The 16025-nt window shown below is 72.1% G+C and carries 16 protein-coding genes and 1 pseudogene; 8 read left to right on the plus strand and 9 right to left on the minus strand.

Going from position 1 to position 16025, the window contains the following annotated elements; genetic code table 11:
• Positions 1-33 precede the first annotated feature (33 nt).
• Together BIU95_RS01325 and BIU95_RS19205 are read left to right on the plus strand one after the other, a co-directional pair.
• Positions 34-756 carry an SDR family NAD(P)-dependent oxidoreductase gene (locus BIU95_RS01325; RefSeq protein ID WP_017887858.1) on the plus strand — a complete coding sequence of 241 codons (723 nt, stop codon included), beginning with the start codon at positions 34-36 and terminating at the stop codon, positions 754-756.
• A 67-nt stretch (positions 757-823) separates the two neighbouring features.
• Positions 824-1294: pseudogene (locus BIU95_RS19205) on the plus strand (DUF6766 family protein); the annotation flags it as partial.
• Between the two features lie 206 nt (positions 1295-1500).
• On the opposite strand, the gene BIU95_RS01330 reads toward BIU95_RS19205, so the two are convergent.
• A complete protein-coding gene (locus BIU95_RS01330; RefSeq protein WP_017887859.1) occupies positions 1501-1896 on the minus strand; it encodes a MerR family transcriptional regulator in 396 nt (131 codons plus the stop codon).
• A gap of 95 nt (positions 1897-1991) precedes the next feature.
• Between BIU95_RS01330 and BIU95_RS01335 the strand changes: the two genes are divergently transcribed.
• On the plus strand, positions 1992-2693 hold the full coding sequence (locus BIU95_RS01335; protein ID WP_017887860.1) for an SDR family oxidoreductase: 702 nt from the start codon (positions 1992-1994) through the stop codon (positions 2691-2693).
• A gap of 121 nt (positions 2694-2814) precedes the next feature.
• Entirely contained in the window at positions 2815-3798 is a 984-nt protein-coding gene (locus BIU95_RS01340; RefSeq protein ID WP_017887861.1) for a matrixin family metalloprotease, read from the plus strand.
• 87 nt (positions 3799-3885) lie between these two features.
• Here BIU95_RS01340 and BIU95_RS01345 read toward each other — a convergent pair whose 3' ends face one another.
• The gene (locus tag BIU95_RS01345) at positions 3886-4536 is read right to left on the minus strand and encodes an SDR family oxidoreductase (protein WP_017887862.1); all 651 of its coding nucleotides are present in this window, start codon (positions 4534-4536) and stop codon (positions 3886-3888) included.
• A gap of 160 nt (positions 4537-4696) precedes the next feature.
• Between BIU95_RS01345 and BIU95_RS01350 the strand changes: the two genes are divergently transcribed.
• Together BIU95_RS01350 and BIU95_RS01355 are read left to right on the plus strand one after the other, a co-directional pair.
• The gene (locus BIU95_RS01350; RefSeq protein WP_017887863.1) at positions 4697-5182 is read left to right on the plus strand and encodes a DUF4126 family protein; all 486 of its coding nucleotides are present in this window, start codon (positions 4697-4699) and stop codon (positions 5180-5182) included.
• Between the two features lie 433 nt (positions 5183-5615).
• Positions 5616-6587: an NAD(P)-dependent oxidoreductase gene (locus tag BIU95_RS01355; protein ID WP_071250008.1), complete on the plus strand. Its 972-nt coding sequence runs from the start codon at positions 5616-5618 to the stop codon at positions 6585-6587.
• Positions 6588-6596: 9 nt separating this feature from the next.
• Here BIU95_RS01355 and BIU95_RS01360 read toward each other — a convergent pair whose 3' ends face one another.
• The 4 genes from BIU95_RS01360 to BIU95_RS01375 all read right to left on the minus strand — a co-directional run bounded on the left by BIU95_RS01360 (position 6597) and on the right by BIU95_RS01375 (position 10409).
• Positions 6597-7790: an MFS transporter gene (locus BIU95_RS01360; protein ID WP_071250010.1), complete on the minus strand. Its 1194-nt coding sequence runs from the start codon at positions 7788-7790 to the stop codon at positions 6597-6599.
• A gap of 155 nt (positions 7791-7945) precedes the next feature.
• A complete protein-coding gene (locus tag BIU95_RS01365) occupies positions 7946-8149 on the minus strand; it encodes a hypothetical protein (protein ID WP_017887867.1) in 204 nt (67 codons plus the stop codon).
• Positions 8146-9066 carry a helix-turn-helix transcriptional regulator gene (locus tag BIU95_RS01370; protein WP_081612321.1) on the minus strand — a complete coding sequence of 307 codons (921 nt, stop codon included), beginning with the start codon at positions 9064-9066 and terminating at the stop codon, positions 8146-8148. Before BIU95_RS01370 ends, BIU95_RS01365 begins: the two co-directional genes overlap by 4 nt.
• 185 nt (positions 9067-9251) lie before the next feature.
• Positions 9252-10409 (minus strand): sorbosone dehydrogenase family protein, encoded by a 1158-nt coding sequence (locus BIU95_RS01375; protein WP_017887870.1) that lies wholly within the window; start codon positions 10407-10409, stop codon positions 9252-9254.
• A gap of 110 nt (positions 10410-10519) precedes the next feature.
• Between BIU95_RS01375 and BIU95_RS01380 the strand changes: the two genes are divergently transcribed.
• Both BIU95_RS01380 and BIU95_RS01385 read left to right on the plus strand, forming a co-directional pair.
• A complete protein-coding gene (locus BIU95_RS01380; protein ID WP_017887871.1) occupies positions 10520-10918 on the plus strand; it encodes a cupin domain-containing protein in 399 nt (132 codons plus the stop codon).
• Complete coding sequence (locus BIU95_RS01385) at positions 10915-11586, plus strand: SDR family oxidoreductase (RefSeq protein ID WP_017887872.1); 672 nt, start codon at positions 10915-10917, stop codon at positions 11584-11586. Before BIU95_RS01380 ends, BIU95_RS01385 begins: the two co-directional genes overlap by 4 nt.
• A 255-nt stretch (positions 11587-11841) precedes the next feature.
• Here BIU95_RS01385 and BIU95_RS01390 read toward each other — a convergent pair whose 3' ends face one another.
• The 3 genes from BIU95_RS01390 to BIU95_RS01400 are packed head-to-tail and all read right to left on the minus strand — an operon-like array spanning position 11842 to position 15970.
• The gene (locus BIU95_RS01390) at positions 11842-14664 is read right to left on the minus strand and encodes an ABC transporter permease (RefSeq protein ID WP_071250012.1); all 2823 of its coding nucleotides are present in this window, start codon (positions 14662-14664) and stop codon (positions 11842-11844) included.
• On the minus strand, positions 14661-15389 hold the full coding sequence (locus tag BIU95_RS01395; RefSeq protein ID WP_017887875.1) for an ABC transporter ATP-binding protein: 729 nt from the start codon (positions 15387-15389) through the stop codon (positions 14661-14663). Before BIU95_RS01395 ends, BIU95_RS01390 begins: the two co-directional genes overlap by 4 nt.
• The gene (locus BIU95_RS01400; RefSeq protein ID WP_071250014.1) at positions 15386-15970 is read right to left on the minus strand and encodes a PadR family transcriptional regulator; all 585 of its coding nucleotides are present in this window, start codon (positions 15968-15970) and stop codon (positions 15386-15388) included. Before BIU95_RS01400 ends, BIU95_RS01395 begins: the two co-directional genes overlap by 4 nt.
• Between the last annotated feature and the right edge of the window lie 55 nt (positions 15971-16025).

Genomic DNA, 16025 nt, shown 5'->3' on the forward strand with positions numbered 1-16025 from the left:
ACCCGCCGCAGCGGCCGGGCGCATGATGGGCGGATGGCACGCATCCTCGTCACCGGATCCACCGACGGCCTCGGGCGGGGGACCGCCGACTCGCTGCTCCGCAGCGGACACGACGTCGTCGTCCACGCGCGCAACACGGCCCGCGCCGAGGCGGTCGCCGACCTGGTGGAGCGCGGCGCCGAACTCGTCGTCGCCGACCTGGCGGACCGCGACGCCGTGATCGCCACCGCTCGCCAGCTCGACGCCGGCACCCCGCTCGACGCCGTCGTGCACAACGCCGGCGTGATCTCGGGCCGTTCCCTGGTGCCCGTCAACGTCGTGGCGCCCTACCTGTTCACCGCGTTGCTGCGCTCGCCGGAGCGGCACGTGTACCTGAGCAGCGGGATGCACCGGGGCGGCCGTCCGCGCCTGGATACCATCGACTGGACCGGCGCGTCGGAGACGAACTCGTACTCCGACACGAAGCTGTTCGTGACGGCACTCGCCGCCGAGGTGCCGCTCCGACGCCCGGGCGTGCTGAGCAACGCCGTCGACCCGGGCTGGGTGGCGACCAAGATGGGCGGGGCCGGCGCTCCCGACGACTTCGAGCTGGGACACCGCACGCAGGAGACGCTCGCGACCGACCCGGACCAAACCGTGACAGGTGGTTACTGGTTCCACGGAGAGCGGCAGGAACCGCACCCGGCGGTCGCCGACCAGCGGTTCCGCACCGAACTGCGCGACGCGCTCGCCGAGGCCACCGGCATCACGCTCTGAGTCGCTGACGGAACCGCCGCGACCGGTCGGGTGCTCCTGCGAAGGCGTTCGTCGCGCCCGGACGAGGATGGCGTCGACACGACGAACGGAGGACCCGGTGACCCTCGGCCTGCACAACGGATCGAGCGGGTGGCAGCGCGTGCGACGGCACGGCCTGCTCCTCGCGAACGTCGCCGTCTTCGTCGTGTGCTTCGTCGGCATGGTGTTCTCCGGGTGGCGGGTGTCCGTGGCGGACGCGATGCAGCACGGCGAGGCGGCCGTGTCGCTCTGGGGCTTCCTGACCAGCGGCGACTTCGCCGAGGCCACGTTCGAGAACTGGGAGAGCGAGTTCCTGCAGATGGGCGCGTACATCGTGTTCACGGTGTTCCTGTTCCAGAAGGGGTCGAGCGAGTCCGAGCCCCTGGACGAACAGAGCCCGCAGGACGATGACCCCCGGGAGCACGCCGACGACCCGAAGGCGCCGTGGCCGATGCGCCGGGGCGGGATCGTGCTCGTGCTGTACGAGAACTCCCTGCTGATCCTGTTCGCGGTGCTGTTCCTCGGCAGTGTCGGCCGACTTCGACCGCGTGGCTGCGACGGCCGTCGGGGTGCTCGTCGCCCAGCTCGAGGAGGGTGCCCCGGCGACACCCGGGGTGCTGCGCTCGCGCCACGCGCTGGTGGTGCGGGCGTCGTCAGCGACCCGTTCGGGACGGGAGGCCCGTGGCGGACCCGCCACGGGCCTCCCGTCCGTCCTGGGGTGGTGTCTCAGGCCGCGACCGGCTCCGCAGGTCGGTCACGCAGTGCCGGGCAGTGCTCGGCGGTGGGGTGCTCGGTGATCGCGATGACCTGCTCGAGGCGCCCGCGGACCGCCTCGAGCTCGGCCAGCTGCGCGGTGATCCGGTCCCGCTCCGCGAGGAGGAGCGCGAACGACTCTGGCGTCGACTCCCCGCGGTCGACGCACGGCAAGAGCTGCACGATCGTGCGGCTCGCGAGCCCGGCGGCGAACAGTTGCTGCACGAGCTGGACCCGCTCCACGGCTGCGTCCGTGTAGATCCGCTGCCCGCTCGCGGTGCGCGACGCGGTGAGCAGTCCCTGCTCCTCGTAGTACCGCAGCGAGCGGACGCTGACGCCGGTCGCGGCTGCGAGGTCACCGATGCGCATGTCGACTCCGATCCGGGCTTGCCCCTGACATGGATGTGAGGTCTTAGCGTAGCCGAGCCACTGCGGGAGACACCCGCGCGGCAGGAGGAGACACCATGGACATCGCTGGATCGGTCGCACTCGTCACGGGCTCGAACCGGGGCATCGGACGCCGCTTCGCGCTGCAGCTGCTGGAGCGCGGCGCCACCAAGGTCTACGCGACCGCACGTCGACCCGAGCGCGTGGACATCGAGGGCGTCGTGGCGCTGCCGCTCGACATCACCGACCAGGCATCGGTCGAGGCGGCGGCCGCCGCCGCGGGCGACGTCACCCTGCTCGTGAACAACGCCGGCATCTCGACGACGGGCTCGTTGCTCACCGACGACCTCACCGATGCGCGCCGCGAGATGGACACGCACTACTGGGGGAACCTCGCGATGATCCGGGCGTTCGCGCCGGTGATCGAGCGGAACGGTGGCGGCGGCATCGTGAACGTCCTGTCCGCACTGTCCTGGTTCGTCTACCCGGGATCCGGCGCGTACGCGGCGGCGAAGGCCGCCGAGTGGAACCTGACGAACGCCGTCCGGTTGGAGCTCGCAGGCAAGGGGATCAGCGTGCAGGGGCTGCACCTCGGGGCGGCGGACACCGACATGATGGACGGCTACGAGGGGCCGAAGGTCGACCCGGCCGACGTGGCGCGGGCCGCGCTGGACGGCGTCGAGCGCGGTGCGGCCGAGGTCGTCGTCGACGACTGGAGCCGGATGGTGAAGGCATCGCTCGCCGATGCACCGGAGCGCTTCTACGCGCAGTTCGCCTGAGGGTCGCCCCTGACTGGGGGCATGTCCCCGCAGCGCAGTCCTGGACCCGGCGCTGGGTCATCAGCGACCATGGACCCGGATCAGGAACGGGGGGCACGTCGCCCGCCGCTGGAAGGGAACCATGCGTCCTGTCAGGAACGCACTCAGCACCGGGGCGATCGTCGCGATCCTCGCCGGGCTCACCATCACCGCAGCACCCGCCCAGGCGGCGACCCCGGGGACCGGCGCGAGCTGCGCCCCGGGGACCCTGTCGGTGCAGACGCTCGAGAGCGGCTGCACCGCGACGTCCGGCACGGTCGTCACGCCCGACGGCCGCACCTTCGCGCTCCCCGCACCGGGTGAGAGCGTGATGGCGAGCAGCACCTCGGCGCCGGGCGCGCCCGAGCTCGCCGACGTCCTCATCGCGAACAACGGCTCCGCCGGTGTCGCCGTCCGCGTCGACGAGGCCTGGACCGGTTCGGCCCCCGCCGTCCAGCAGGAACGTGCGCAGAGCCAGGCCGCGACCGCGCAGGAGCCCGCCGCGACGACCGCTGCGACCACGAAGTGCACGAGCACGGCGTGGAAGGCGTCCGGCTACAGCTGGGCGAGCACGGTCAAGTGGTACTACAACCAGACCGGCCAGAAGTCGACCTACGCCAAGGACGCCCTGCGCAAGGGCGCGAACGCGTGGAACGGCACCATCTCGGCCTGCGACCGCACGGTGACGTCGACGGCGAAGAACGACTACCTGCGCCTCGCGACCCAGAAGCCGAACCTCACCGACCAGGGCGGCTGCTCGCGCAACAACGGGTACAACGTGATGGGCTGGGGCAAGCTCCCCACCGGCACCCTCGGGGTCACGTGCGTCTGGTTCGACGGCAACGGCAACGCCCGTGAGGCCGACCAGCGCTACGCCACCGGCTTCAAGTGGAGCTCGACGGCCACCTGCTCGGGCGCCCGCTTCGACACCCAGGTCGTCGCGACGCACGAGTGGGGCCACCTGTACGGGCTCGACCACGTCGCCACCGGTACCGGTCAGGTCATGGAGCCGTCCGGCGGCTACTGCGAGCTCGGCGGCCGCACGCTCGGCCGTGGCGACATGACGGGCATCTCGACGCTCTACTGAGCTCGATGCGCTCCTGGGACAACGACGGGGTCGCGGCGGAGAACCGCCGCGACCCCGTTCGTCTGTCTGTGGGGCTGGAGGTCTTGCTCAGACCGCGTCGGCGCGCAGGAACTCCGCCACCGGGGTCGACCCCTCGTTGAACCGGAAGGTGTTGCCGGCCGTGCCCGGGTTCTCGACCGCGTCCGCGACCACGTGCGCCACGTCACCGCGCGGCACCTGGCTCGACGTGCCGTCCCAGTCGACGGACCCGGTCGGCTCGTCATCGGTCAGGGTGCTCGGGGCGACGATCGTCCACTGCAACCCGGAGTCGCGGAGCACGGCGTCGGCGATCATCTTGGACTGCGCGTAGGCGAAGAAGTCCTGGTCCTGCGGGACCCCGTGGTCGAGCTGCGAGCCGGAGAACGACACCATCACGTAGCGGTCGACCCCGGCCTGCTTCGCCCCCTGGATCGAGAGCACCGCGGCGTCGCGGTCGATGGCCCAGGTGCGGTCGACGGAACCGCCACCGGCACCGGCCGACCACACCACCGCGTCGTGCCCGCGCACGAGCTCGGCGAAGTCGTTCAGGGACTGCTGCTGGATGTCCGCGACGTGCGGTTCGCCGCCGTGCGCCCGGATCTCGTCGGACTGGTCGGCGTTCCGGATGACGGAGGTGACGGTGTGCCCGCGCTCGGACAGGATGCGGGTGGCGAGGAGTGCGACCTTGCCGTGGCCGCCGAAGACGATGACGTTGCTCATGGCCCGGACGCTACTCGGGGCGGCTCCGTGCCCGGGGAACGCGGGACGTCCGCTCGTCGCTCGTCGCTCGTCGCTCGTCGCCCGTCGCCCGTCGCCTGCGATGCTCGGAACACCCGGGGGCACCGTGCGTACCGTCGGGGGCAACACGACAGGAGTCACGATGAGCAAGCAGCACGAGCAGCACACCCTGGTCCGCACCCTGGTCCTCGGCATCATGAGCGGCGGCCGGAGCGCCACCCCGCTCGCCGTCCTCGCACTGAACCACGACCGGTCCTCGCTGAAGGGGTCGTGGCAGCAGTGGAAGGTCTTCAGCACCCCGCTCGGCCGTGGGCTGCTCGTGGCGTCCGCGGTCGGTGAGCTCATCGGCGACAAGCTACCGAAGACCCCGAATCGCATCGCCCCCTCTGCGCTGCTCGGTCGCGTCGCGTCCGGTGCCCTCGCCGGTGCGGCCCTCGGCACCACCGGCAAGCGCGACCTGCGCATCGAGGGCGCGATCCTCGGTGGCGTCGGCGCCCTCGTCGGCAGCTTCGTCGGCTGGGGCGTGCGCAAGCTCGTCGGGAGCACGGGACTTCCCGACCCGGTCGTCGCGCTCGCCGAGGACGCCGCGGTCGTCGCGGGCTCGGTGAAGGTCATCACCGCCGACTGAGGGGCGGGAGCGGCGGTCAGGACGTGCCGCTCAGGTCCGTGGGGTGGTCGCGATCTGTCGGTCGCCGGGTCGGTGGCCGACAGTTCGTGACCGGTCGGCATTCGCCTCCCGACGTGTCGTGACCGGCCGACCGACCGGCCGACGGACCGACGGACCGACGGACGGGAGGCGCGGTGCCAGGCCGCCACGGGCCTCCCGGCGGGCAGGTGCGAGCGGTCAGGACGTGCCGCTCAGGTCCGCGGGGTGGTCGCGAAGTGTCGGTCGGCGGGTCGGCGGCCGACAGTTCGTGACCGGTCGGCGTTCGCCTCGCGACGTGTCGTGACCCGCCGACCGACGGCCCGACCGACAGGCCGACAGCGGTAGGCACGGTGCCCGATCGCCACACCCGACCGTTCCTGCTCACGATCCGCAGGCCGCGGCCTACGGTGGCCCCATGCACATCGTCGTCATCGGAGCCACCGGCCACATCGGCTCGTTCCTCGTCCCCCGTCTCGTCCGCTCGGGTCACCGGGTCGTCGCCGTCACCCGCGGCACGAGCACCCCGTACGCCGACGCCCCGGAGTGGCAGCAGGTCGAGCGGATCACCGCCGACCGCGAGCAGGAGGACCGCGACGGCACCTTCGGCAGCCGCATCGCCGCGCTCGGTGCCGACGCCGTCGTCGACCTCGTCTGCTTCACCGAGTCCTCCGCCGCAGCGATGGTCGACGCGCTTCGTGGCACCGGCACGCACCTGGTGCACTGCGGCTCGATCTGGCGCGCGGGTGTCTCGCACGTGCTGCCGATCACCGAGCGGAACGCGACCCAGCCGTTCGGCGACTACGGCGTCCAGAAGGACGCCATCGCCCGGATGCTCAAGGAAGAAACTGCATCAGACGGTTTGGTCACGACGTCGCTGCACCCCGGGCACATCAGCGGGCCGGGCTGGACGCCGATCGGTCCGCTCGGCAACCTCGACACGTCGGTGCTGACGAAGCTGTCCGCCGGCGAACCGCTCGAGGTCCCCGGGCTCGGTGCCGAGACGATGGCCCACGTGCACGCCGACGACGTCGCGCAGGCGTTCCAGCTGGCGGTCGAACACCGCGACGCTGCGGCCGGCGAGGACTTCTTCATCACGGCCCCGACGGCGCTCACCGCGCGCGGGTACGCCCACCTGGCAGCGTCCTGGTTCGGCCAGGAGGCCCGGCTCGACTCCGTCACGTGGGACTGGTTCCGCGAGACCACGGCTCCGGAGCACGCTGACGCCAGCTGGGAGCACCTGTCCCGCAGCCAGGTCTTCAGCACCGAGAAGGCGAACCGGCTGCTCGGCTACGGCCCGGCGTTCACCGCCGAGGAGACCGTGCTCGACGCCGTGCGCTGGCTCGTCGACCACGGGGAGCTCGAGGTCGCGAACCCCCTGGTCCGCTGAGCACCGTGGTCACACCCGCTCCGGCTCGACCACGAGCCCGCGATTCCGGTGCACGACCCAGACCGTCGCGGCGAACCCGGTCAGCACCGCGGCACCGATCGTGACCGCCGTCCAGCCCCCGGCGTTCCACAGCACCGACGCCAGCGCGGAGCCGATCGCGCCGCCGATGAAGTTCGAGGTGACGAAGGCCGTGTTGAGCCGACTCCGCGCGGCCGGGTCGACCGAGAAGAGCCGGGTCTGGTTGAGCACGTTCGCGGCCTGCACGGCGACGTCGAGCAGCAGCACGGCGAGCAGCACCACGACGATCGAGTGCGCACCGATCCCGGCGACGACCAGGGAGACGAGCAGGAGCACGATCGCTCCCCCGGTGACGGGTACCGACAGCCCCCGGTCGTGCAGTCGCCCGACCCGCTGCGCCGCCACGGCACCCGCGAGCCCCACCAGGCCGACCAGCCCGATGCTGCTGGTGGAGAAGTCGTAGGGGTCGCTGCTGAGCAGGAACGTCAGGGCGGTCCAGAACATCGTGAACACGGCGAAGACCGACGAGCTGATCACGAGCGTGACCTGCACGGTCCGGTGGGTCCCGATGGCACGGAACACCGACAGGATGAGCTGCGGGTACCGCACCCCGCCGCGGGCTTCGAGCTCCGGGATGGCGCGCCGCAGCAGCAGGGCGAGGACCACCGCGACGACAGCGGCGAGCACGTAGATCGCACGCCACCCGAACGCGTCCGCGACCAGGCCGCTGATCGTCCGCGACACCAGGATGCCGGTGAGCACCCCGGACGCGATCGTGCCGACCACGCGTCCGCGCTGCGCGGGGTCGGCGAGGTCCCCGGCCAGCGGGATGAGGAGCTGCCCGGCGACCGTGGTCAGCCCGACCAGCGCCAGGGCGACCAGGAGCGTCGCGAAGGTCGGAGCGATCGCGGCGAGCAGCAGCGCGACGGCGGAGGCGACGAGCACCCAGGGGATGAGGCGTCGGCGGTCGAGGACGTCCCCGAGCGGCACGACGAGCAGGATGCCGAGGGCGTAGCCGACCTGGGTCAGCGTGACGAGCAGTCCGGCGAGCGACGCCGAGGTGCTGAGCGACGATGCGATGTCGTCGAGCAGCGGCTGCGACCAGTACAGGTTGCCGACCGCCGCTCCCCCGGCGACGGCGAACAGCAGTGTCCGGCCCGTCGACATCGAGTGCTCCGTGCTCATGCTCCGGGTGCTCCGAGCGAGGCGTTCCGCAGGGTCTCGTCCACGAAGTCGGCGTGGTTCCGGGTGAACTCGGGGTCGGTGTCGACGAACGGCATGACCTCGACGCTAGGGCCGACCGCGGGGCCGTGACAGGTGCTGTCTTCCCCCCTCAGCCGTCACCGCCGCCGGAACAGCTCCCCCAGGTGCCACGGCCCGGGCGCGAGCCGCACCGCTGCCTCGGCTCGGACCCGTTCCTCGAGTTCGCGGTCGCGGGTGAGTTCGTGGATCTCCTGCTCGGCACGCCACCGGAACCGCAGTCGACCGAGGAACCCGGTCGTCGGAGCCTGGACGACGGTCTCGACGGACTCGGTCTCGTTCACGCGTCCTCCCCGGCAGCAGCAGCGGCGGCAGCGCCAGCAGCACCAGCGGAGATGGTGTCCGTCGACACGGCCGTCGCGCTCGTCGCAGCGAGGTTCGCCAGCAGCTGCAGCCGTTCCTCGGAGGACGACCCGGGCTCGGTGCCGTACACGACCATGGTCAGTCCGGAGTCGGTGACGAGCTCCATCGTCTCGTAGGTCATGTCGATGTCGCCGACGTCCGGGTGGTGCACCCGCTTCACGCCGCTCCGGTGCCGCATCACGTCGTGCGCGGCCCAGCGTCGCCGGAACTCGTCGCTGCGGGTGGAGAGCTCCCCGATCAGGTCCGTCAGCCCCTTGTCGTACGGCGAGCGGGCCGCCTCGGCGCGCAGCGCGGCGACCACGTCCCCGGCGACCGAGTCCCAGTCGCGCCAGAACTGCTGCCCCCGCGGGTCGAGGAACGCGAAGCGCGCGGTGTTCGGGGTACCGGAGGGCGAGAGGAACAGCGGCGAGTACACCGCTCGGGCGAGGCTGTTGCCGGCCAGGAAGTCGAAGCGTCCGTTGCGGACCCAGGCGGGCGCGCTGATCGAGTCGAGCACCCGCTGCACGTTCGGCCGCACCTTCGACGTCGGGGTCGTCCGGCGCGAGGCCCCCGAGGCGTTCTGCAGGCGGGCCAGGTCGAACAGGTGCGCGTGCTCGGCGTCGTCGAGACGGAGCGCGCGGGACAGCGCTTCGAGGACGCCCTCGGACACACCGGTCAGGTTCCCGCGCTCGAGGCGGACGTAGTAGTCGACGCTCATCCCCGCGATCAGTGCGAGCTCTTCACGACGCAGTCCCTTGACGCGGCGGACCCCGCCGAAGTCGGGCAGCCCGACCTGCTGCGGCGTGACGCGCTCGCGGCGTGTGCGCAGGAAGTCACGCACTTCGCTCCTGGTGTCCATGCGTCCACGGTACGGCCGGCAGGGTGGCGGAAGCAGGGGCTGCTGGTACCCGTCAGGTGGCGCCCGGCGGTCTGACGCGACCACGAGCGGCCTGGAGGCGCGGTGCGGGCCGCGCTCGGCCGTGCGGTGGTCGCCACCTCCGCGTCAGGCGACCTGGTGCGAGCGAAGGGCCACAAGCCTCCCGTTCACGTGCGCGTGAACGGGACGGAGACGATCCGGTCGTCCCCGCTCGACGGCGTCCCGCGGCCGTCGGTGTTGTTCGTGACGAACCAGAGCGTGTCCGACGGCCCCTCGAGCACCGTCCGGATGCGGCCGAAGTCACCCGCGAAGTACTCGGTCGCGGTGCCGGGCTCGTCGGCGGGGACCGCCCGGAGCACCTCGCCCCGCAGGTTCGCGACGAACACGGTGTCGTCGACGACGGCGAGGCCGCTCGGGGACGCCTCGTCGGTGGACCACTGCTGCACAGGGTCGACGAAGCCCTGGTCCTGGCCGCCGGTGCCCTCGACCTCGGGCCAGCCGTAGTTCGACCCGGGTTCGATGACGTTGAGCTCGTCGTGTGTGTTCTCGCCGAACTCCGACGCGAACATCGTGCCGTCCGACGACCACCCCATGCCCTGCACGTTGCGGTGTCCGAGGCTCCACACCGGTGACCCGTCGATCGGGTTGTCGGCGGGGACGTCGCCGTCCGGGGTGAGCCGCAGGATCTTGCCCGCGAGCGAGTCCTCGTCCTGCGCGTCCGTGCTCGCACCGGCGTCCCCGACGCTCGCGTAGAGCATGTCGTCCGGGCCGAACGCGATCCGGCCGCCGTCGTGGAACGAGTTCTTCGGCAGGCCGTCGATGATCGTCGTCGCCTCGCCGAGCCCCCACGACCCGGTGTCCCCGGTCAGCTCGTACCGCTGGATCCGGTTGCCGTCGTCGGCCGTGGAGTACACGAACAGGTCGTCGTCGTGCAGTGCGAGCCCGAGCAGTCCTCCCTCGCCGCCGTGGCTGACACCGTCGACGGTGCCGACCTGGCGGGTGGTGCCGTCGGACCGCAGCTCGAGCACCCGGGCCGAGTCGCGCTCGCTGACCAGCGCGTCGCCGTCGTCACCGGTCAGGACCACCGACCAGGGGGCCTCCAGGCCGGTGACCACGTCGGTGGTGTCACCGTCGAGCGCCACCTGCCCGGCCGACAGGTCGGCGGGTGCGGTCGCGCGCGCCGACGGCGAGCCGCCGCGATCGGACCCGTCCTGCTCCGTTCCGTCGCTGCTCGTGCAGGCGGTGAGGGCCAGCGCCGCGACGGCGGCGAGGCCGGCCACCGACCAGAGGCGGCGGCTGCGGGGCGTTCCGGCGGGTGTGTCCACGATGATCCTCCCGGGGTCGTTGGTCGATCACACACGCTGCGTTCGGGAAACCCCTGAGGGGGTCTGTCGGCACCTCCCGACGGTGCGCACGGCGGCCTACCGTCGTCGGCATGCAGATCGAACCGAAGCAGCCGACCGTCAAGAACCCGCCCGAGCAGTTCACCGGCGACGTGTACCTCGACGCCATCGCCTCGCCGAAGGAGCCCGGTCAGACGATGACCGTCGCCAAGGTCCGGTTCCTGCCCGGCGCCCGCACCGCCTGGCACTCGCACGCCAAGGGGCAGACCCTGCACGTCACCGAGGGCGTCGCGCGGATGGGCACCCGGGACGGACACGTCATCGAGGTGCAGGCTGGACAGACCGTCACCACGCCGGCCGGCGAGGAACACTGGCACGGCGCGACCCCCACCGACTACATGGAACACCTCGCGATGCTCGAGGCCGCCGACGACCCGGCGACGACCACCACCTGGCTCGAGCACGTGAGCGACGAGGAGTACACCGCATGACCACCATCGCCATCGTCGGGGCCGGCAAGGGCCTCGGCCTCGCCGTCGCCGAGCGCTTCGCCCGCGAGGGCTTCGCCGTCGCCCTGATCTCCCGCAACCAGGACCGCCTGGACGGCCTCGCCGCGGAGCTGCGTGAGCGCGGCCACACCGCAGCCGGGTTCGCCGCGAACGTCCGTGACGGGGACTCCCTGCGCACCGCACTCGAGCGCGCCACCGAGCAGCTCGGCCCCATCGAGGTGCTGCAGTACAGCCCGCTCCCCGCCAAGGAGTACATGCGCCCCGTGCTCGAGACCACGGCGGACGACCTGGTCGGCCCGATCGAGTTCTCGGTCTACGGCTCGGTCAACGCCGTCCGCCAGGTGCTGCCCGGCATGCGCGCGATCGGCCACGGCACGATCCTGTTCGTGAACGGCGGCAGCGCGGTCCGACCGGGCGCCCGCGTCACCGGCACGTCCGTCGCCTTCGCGGCCGAGAGCGCCTACGCGCAGCTGCTGCACGACGCCGTCCGCGACGAGGACGTCCACGTCGGGCAGCTCATCATCCCGTTCGGCATCGACGACGGGCAGCCCGAGCACTCCGGGGAGTCCATCGCCGACCGCCTGTGGGCGATCCACACGGAGCGCGGCGACTTCCGCGCCTACGCGGAGGCGCTGCCCGAGCTCCCGTGAGCGGCATCGAGTGAGCAGAACGCGACGGGTCCGGAGACTCGACCCGTCGCCTTCTGCTCACTCCCTGACGGACTGGAGGCCCGTGGCGACGCCGCCACGGGCCTCCAGTCCGAGCAGCCGCTGGCGGTGGAGCTCACCGAGCAGCACGGTGCCGATCCCGAAGGCGTCGGCCACTTCGTGAGCAGAAGACGTCGAGTCCGAGCAGCCGACTCGACATCTTCTGCTCACCAAGCGAAGCCTCACGCAGCACGCGCGTCAGTGCGCCCGTCGCACCGCCACCCGCCGCCGACCCCGCGACGTCAGCCACGCCCCGGCCGTCACCACGAGGGGCAGGCCGATCGCGAGCAGCGCCAGCACCGGCCAGTCCGGCACGAACGGCATGTGGTTCACCCCGACCGGACTCTCGGTGAACCGCAGGGTCAGGGCGCGGATCGGCAGGAGGCCGAGCAGCGTGCCGATCACCGAGCCGACCGTGGCCAGGATCGCCGCCTGCCAGGTCGACACCCCACGGCGCAGACGCGGAGCGGCACCGATGGCGTCGAGCACCTCGTCGTCCCGACGCCCGTCGGACCGTGCGAGTCCGATCGCCACCGCCGTCGCACCGATGGTCACGGCCGCGGCGAGTGCGAGGACGATCGCCCGGATGAGCGCCTCGTTGTCGGTGGGACCGGCTTCGTACGTGAACGTCGGGCCGCTCCACCGTGCACGGTCGTCGCCGCCGAAGCTCTGCCACGCCGAGCTCAGCTCGTCCGCCTGGGCAGGGTCGAGGTCGTGCGGCAACGTCGTGACGAGCATGCCGTCGACCACGGGGACGCCGTACTGCTCGGCAGTGGCCTTCGTCATGAAGACGCCGACCTGGATCCGCGGGGTCTGCACGTCGAGCACCGCGGGGATCGAGACGCTGGCCGCCGGTCGGGTGCGCTCGGTGATGGGCTCGCTGTCCCACGTCCGGTCGTGGAACGTGTCGATGCGGACCGCGCCGTCGTGGGCGTACTCGGGCCAGAGCGACACGGCCCGACCGCCCTCGAGTGCGCTCCGGACGGCTGCGGACGGCTGGTGTCCGGTGAGCACGGCGTAGTCGTCGACGGTGCCCGTCCAGATGTGCGGCATCGACGCGCTCGCCGTGTCCAGGTAGTACGAGCAGCTCGTCGTGTCGTTCGCCGGGCAGTCGTACGCGCTCCAGCGGTGCGGGATCGTGACGGTCGAGGGGGTGTCGCCCGGCTGCTCCTGCGTGACACCGAGCACCCGGATGCGGTCCTGGTCGAAGACCCCGGACACCACCTTCGCGGCGTGGGCGGTCAGCTCCGCGTCGTGGCGACCGGTACTGCCGCCGTCCTTCGTCTCGGTCAGCACCTCGGACGTCGCCACCCCGACCGCCGTCGTGTACTCGTACCCGCGGACGTACTGGGCGTGGCTCGACGCACTCCACGTGATGACGACCGAGGCCACGAACACCACGCTCATCACGCTGGCGAGCACCGGCACCGTGCGGACCGGGTTGCGGCGGGCGTCGCGGGCGGCCAGTCGCGCAGACAGACCGGCCCGCGAGGTGAGCCGGGTGACCAGGGCGAGCAGCCACGGTGAGCAGATGGCGATGCCGAGCTGCATCAGGCACGGCCCGAGCGCGACACCGGCACCGACCACCCAGGCCCAGTGGTCGTCCTGCACGGGACGGTCGTTGAGCATGAGCACCCCGACGCCGCAGACCATCGTCGTCAGGGCCCCGAGGACCACGAGCAGCGGCCCCCAGATGCGCCGACGTCGGCGGGCCGGACGGCTGACGGGCACCGGACGGAGCGAACCCCGCAGGGCTGCGAGCACGTTGATCCGGGTGGCCGACCGTGCGGCGACGAGCGCGGAGACGAGCCCGGCGAGCACTCCCGCGGCGGCGATGGACAGCAGCAGGAGCGGCGGCACGTGCAACCCGGGGAACGACACCACGTTGCCGTTGTCGATGAGTCGGTAGGCGAGCACGCCGATCCCGGTGCCCACGGCCACGCCGAGGACCGCGCCGACGAGCCCGAGCACCAGGCCGGACCCGGCGACGATCGTGCGGACGAACCGTCTGTCACCGCCGACGCTCGTGACGATGGCGTACGAGCGGGTGTCCGCCCGGGTGCCGACCAGGAACGCCGCACCGGCGAGCAGGGCGACCTCGAACATCGCGAAGACGCCGAGCAGTGCCATCGCGCCGAGGTACCAGCCGATCGTCGAGCTCATCTGACCGCCGGGGAGCCGGGCGTCCGGCGGGTCGAGCACGACCGGACGCGACTGCACGACGATGCCGTGCGCGTTGAGCTGCCGGATCTCCGACCAGGTCGGGGCGTCCGACGGCAGGTACACGGTGACGTCGGTCAGCCCGACGTCGTCGGTGGTGTCGGTCGTCGAGAGCGTCGTGCCCCAGGGCAGGAAGATGCCCTGCGATCCCGGGTCGGTGCCCAGGTCGGTCATGGTGCCGGTGATCGTGAAGCGCTTGGTGACGGGGTCGGTCAGGTCCACCGTGTCACCGATCCGCGCCCCGAGGCGGTCGAGCGTGGCCGGCGTGACCATGAGCTCACTGCGTGTGGTCGGCCGGGAACCCTCGAGCACGTGCCAGTGACCGTCGAGCGACGGGTCCCAGACGCTGCCCTCGACGGCGGTCAGCCCGACCGGACCCTTCGGCCCCTGGAGCACGACGGGCGTGCTGCCGACCGGGATCGACAGCGCACCGTCGGGCACGTGTGCCAGGACGTTCGCGAACGGGGAGTCCTGGTCCGACTTCGTGACCGGGCTGTTCCGCTTCGAGTCGGTGAACTCCCACTGCACCGGGTCCTGCACCATGCCGGGCAGGTCCGGGCCGGACACCCGCATCTGCGCCGATGCGTGCCCGAGGTCGTGGTCGAGCCGCTCGGTGGCGGTGGCCTGCGTCGACTGCACCACGACGGCGACGGCCGCGAACCCCGCGGTGGGGATCCCGATGAGCGCGATGATCAGTGCCGCGCGGCCTGCCTTCGCGAACGCCAGCCGACGCCCCAGACGGAGCGCCGGTCGGAGGGCGAACGGCGTCCGGGCGGTCCCGGAACGCCGGCCCCGGCTCACGACGCGGTCCGGTCCGTCAGCGCGGTCTCGACGCCCGAGTACACGGTCTCGTCGACGACACGTCCGTCGCGCAGGAACACGATCCGGTCCGCCCAGGCCGCGTGCCGGGCGTCGTGGGTCACCAGGAGGGCGCCGGCTCCAGCGTCGACGTGTCGACGGAGCATGCGGAGCACGACCTCGCCGGTCTGCGAGTCGAGGGCGCCGGTCGGTTCGTCGGCGAGCACGAGTCGACGTTCACCGACCACGCCGCGGGCGATCGCGACGCGCTGCTGCTGCCCGCCGGACAGGTCGTCCGGGTAGGCGTCGGCACGGTGCGACAGCTCGACGTTGTCCAGCGCGAGTTCCGCGGCGCGGCGGGCCTGCGAGGCCTTCCACCCGTCCAGTTCGAGCGGCAGCGCCACGTTCTCGACCGCGGTCAACGAGGGGATCAGGTTGAAGTCCTGGAACACGAACCCGATCAGCCGGCGCCGCAGCGCTGCGAGTTCCCTGGCGGGACGGTCGGAGACGAACGCGCCGTCGATCAGGACCTCGCCGCTCGTCGGCGGCAGCAGGGTGCCGGCGCAGGCGAGCAACGTCGACTTGCCCGACCCCGAGGTGCCCATCACGGCCACCATCTCGCCGCGCTCGACCCGCAGGTCGATGCCGGCCAGGGCGGTGACGGCCTTGGCGCCGGAGCCGTAGTGCACGCTCACGGCGTCGAGCTGCAGGAGCGGTGCGGCGGTCACCGTGCGCTCCGGGGAGCGGCAGCGGAAGCGGAGGCGTCGGCACTGGCCGGTGCCGCCGGGTGCTCGTCCGGCCGGTACCGCGCGACACTCGACTCCACGTGGTCGAGCCAGCGCACCTCTGCCTCGGCCTGGAACACCATCGACTCGAGCACGAGCGACCACGCCAGGTCCGACGACGGGTCGGTCGTCCGCTTCAGCCGCGTCAGGTCCTGCAGGTTCCGGATCGCGGCACCACGCTGCACCTGCACCAGCCGGGCGACGTCGACCCCGGGCACGGTCACGGCGAGGGCGAACTTGATCGCCAGCTCGTCGCGGCCGCGCTTCGCCGGCACGGGCTCGCTGAACCAGCGGGCCACCTCCGCCCGCCCCGCGTCGGTCGCCGTGTAGACGACGTGGCCGTCGTCGTCGGCGTCGCCGCGGGCGACCAGGCCGTCGCGTTCCAGGCGGTCCAGGGTCGTGTAGACCTGGCCGATGTTCAGTGGCCAGCTCCCGCCGGTGCGGTGCTCGAACTCCCCCCGGAGCTGGTACCCGTAGCCGGGTCCCCCCACCAGCAGCGCGAGTACGCCCATCCGAACGCTCATGACACTTCCCCTGTCCCGGGCCACCGTGGCCATACCGAGTATGCACATACCCGGT

Origin of the sequence: Curtobacterium sp. MCBA15_007, from assembly GCF_001864905.1 — a bacterium.
GTDB classification, from domain to species: domain Bacteria; phylum Actinomycetota; class Actinomycetes; order Actinomycetales; family Microbacteriaceae; genus Curtobacterium; species Curtobacterium poinsettiae.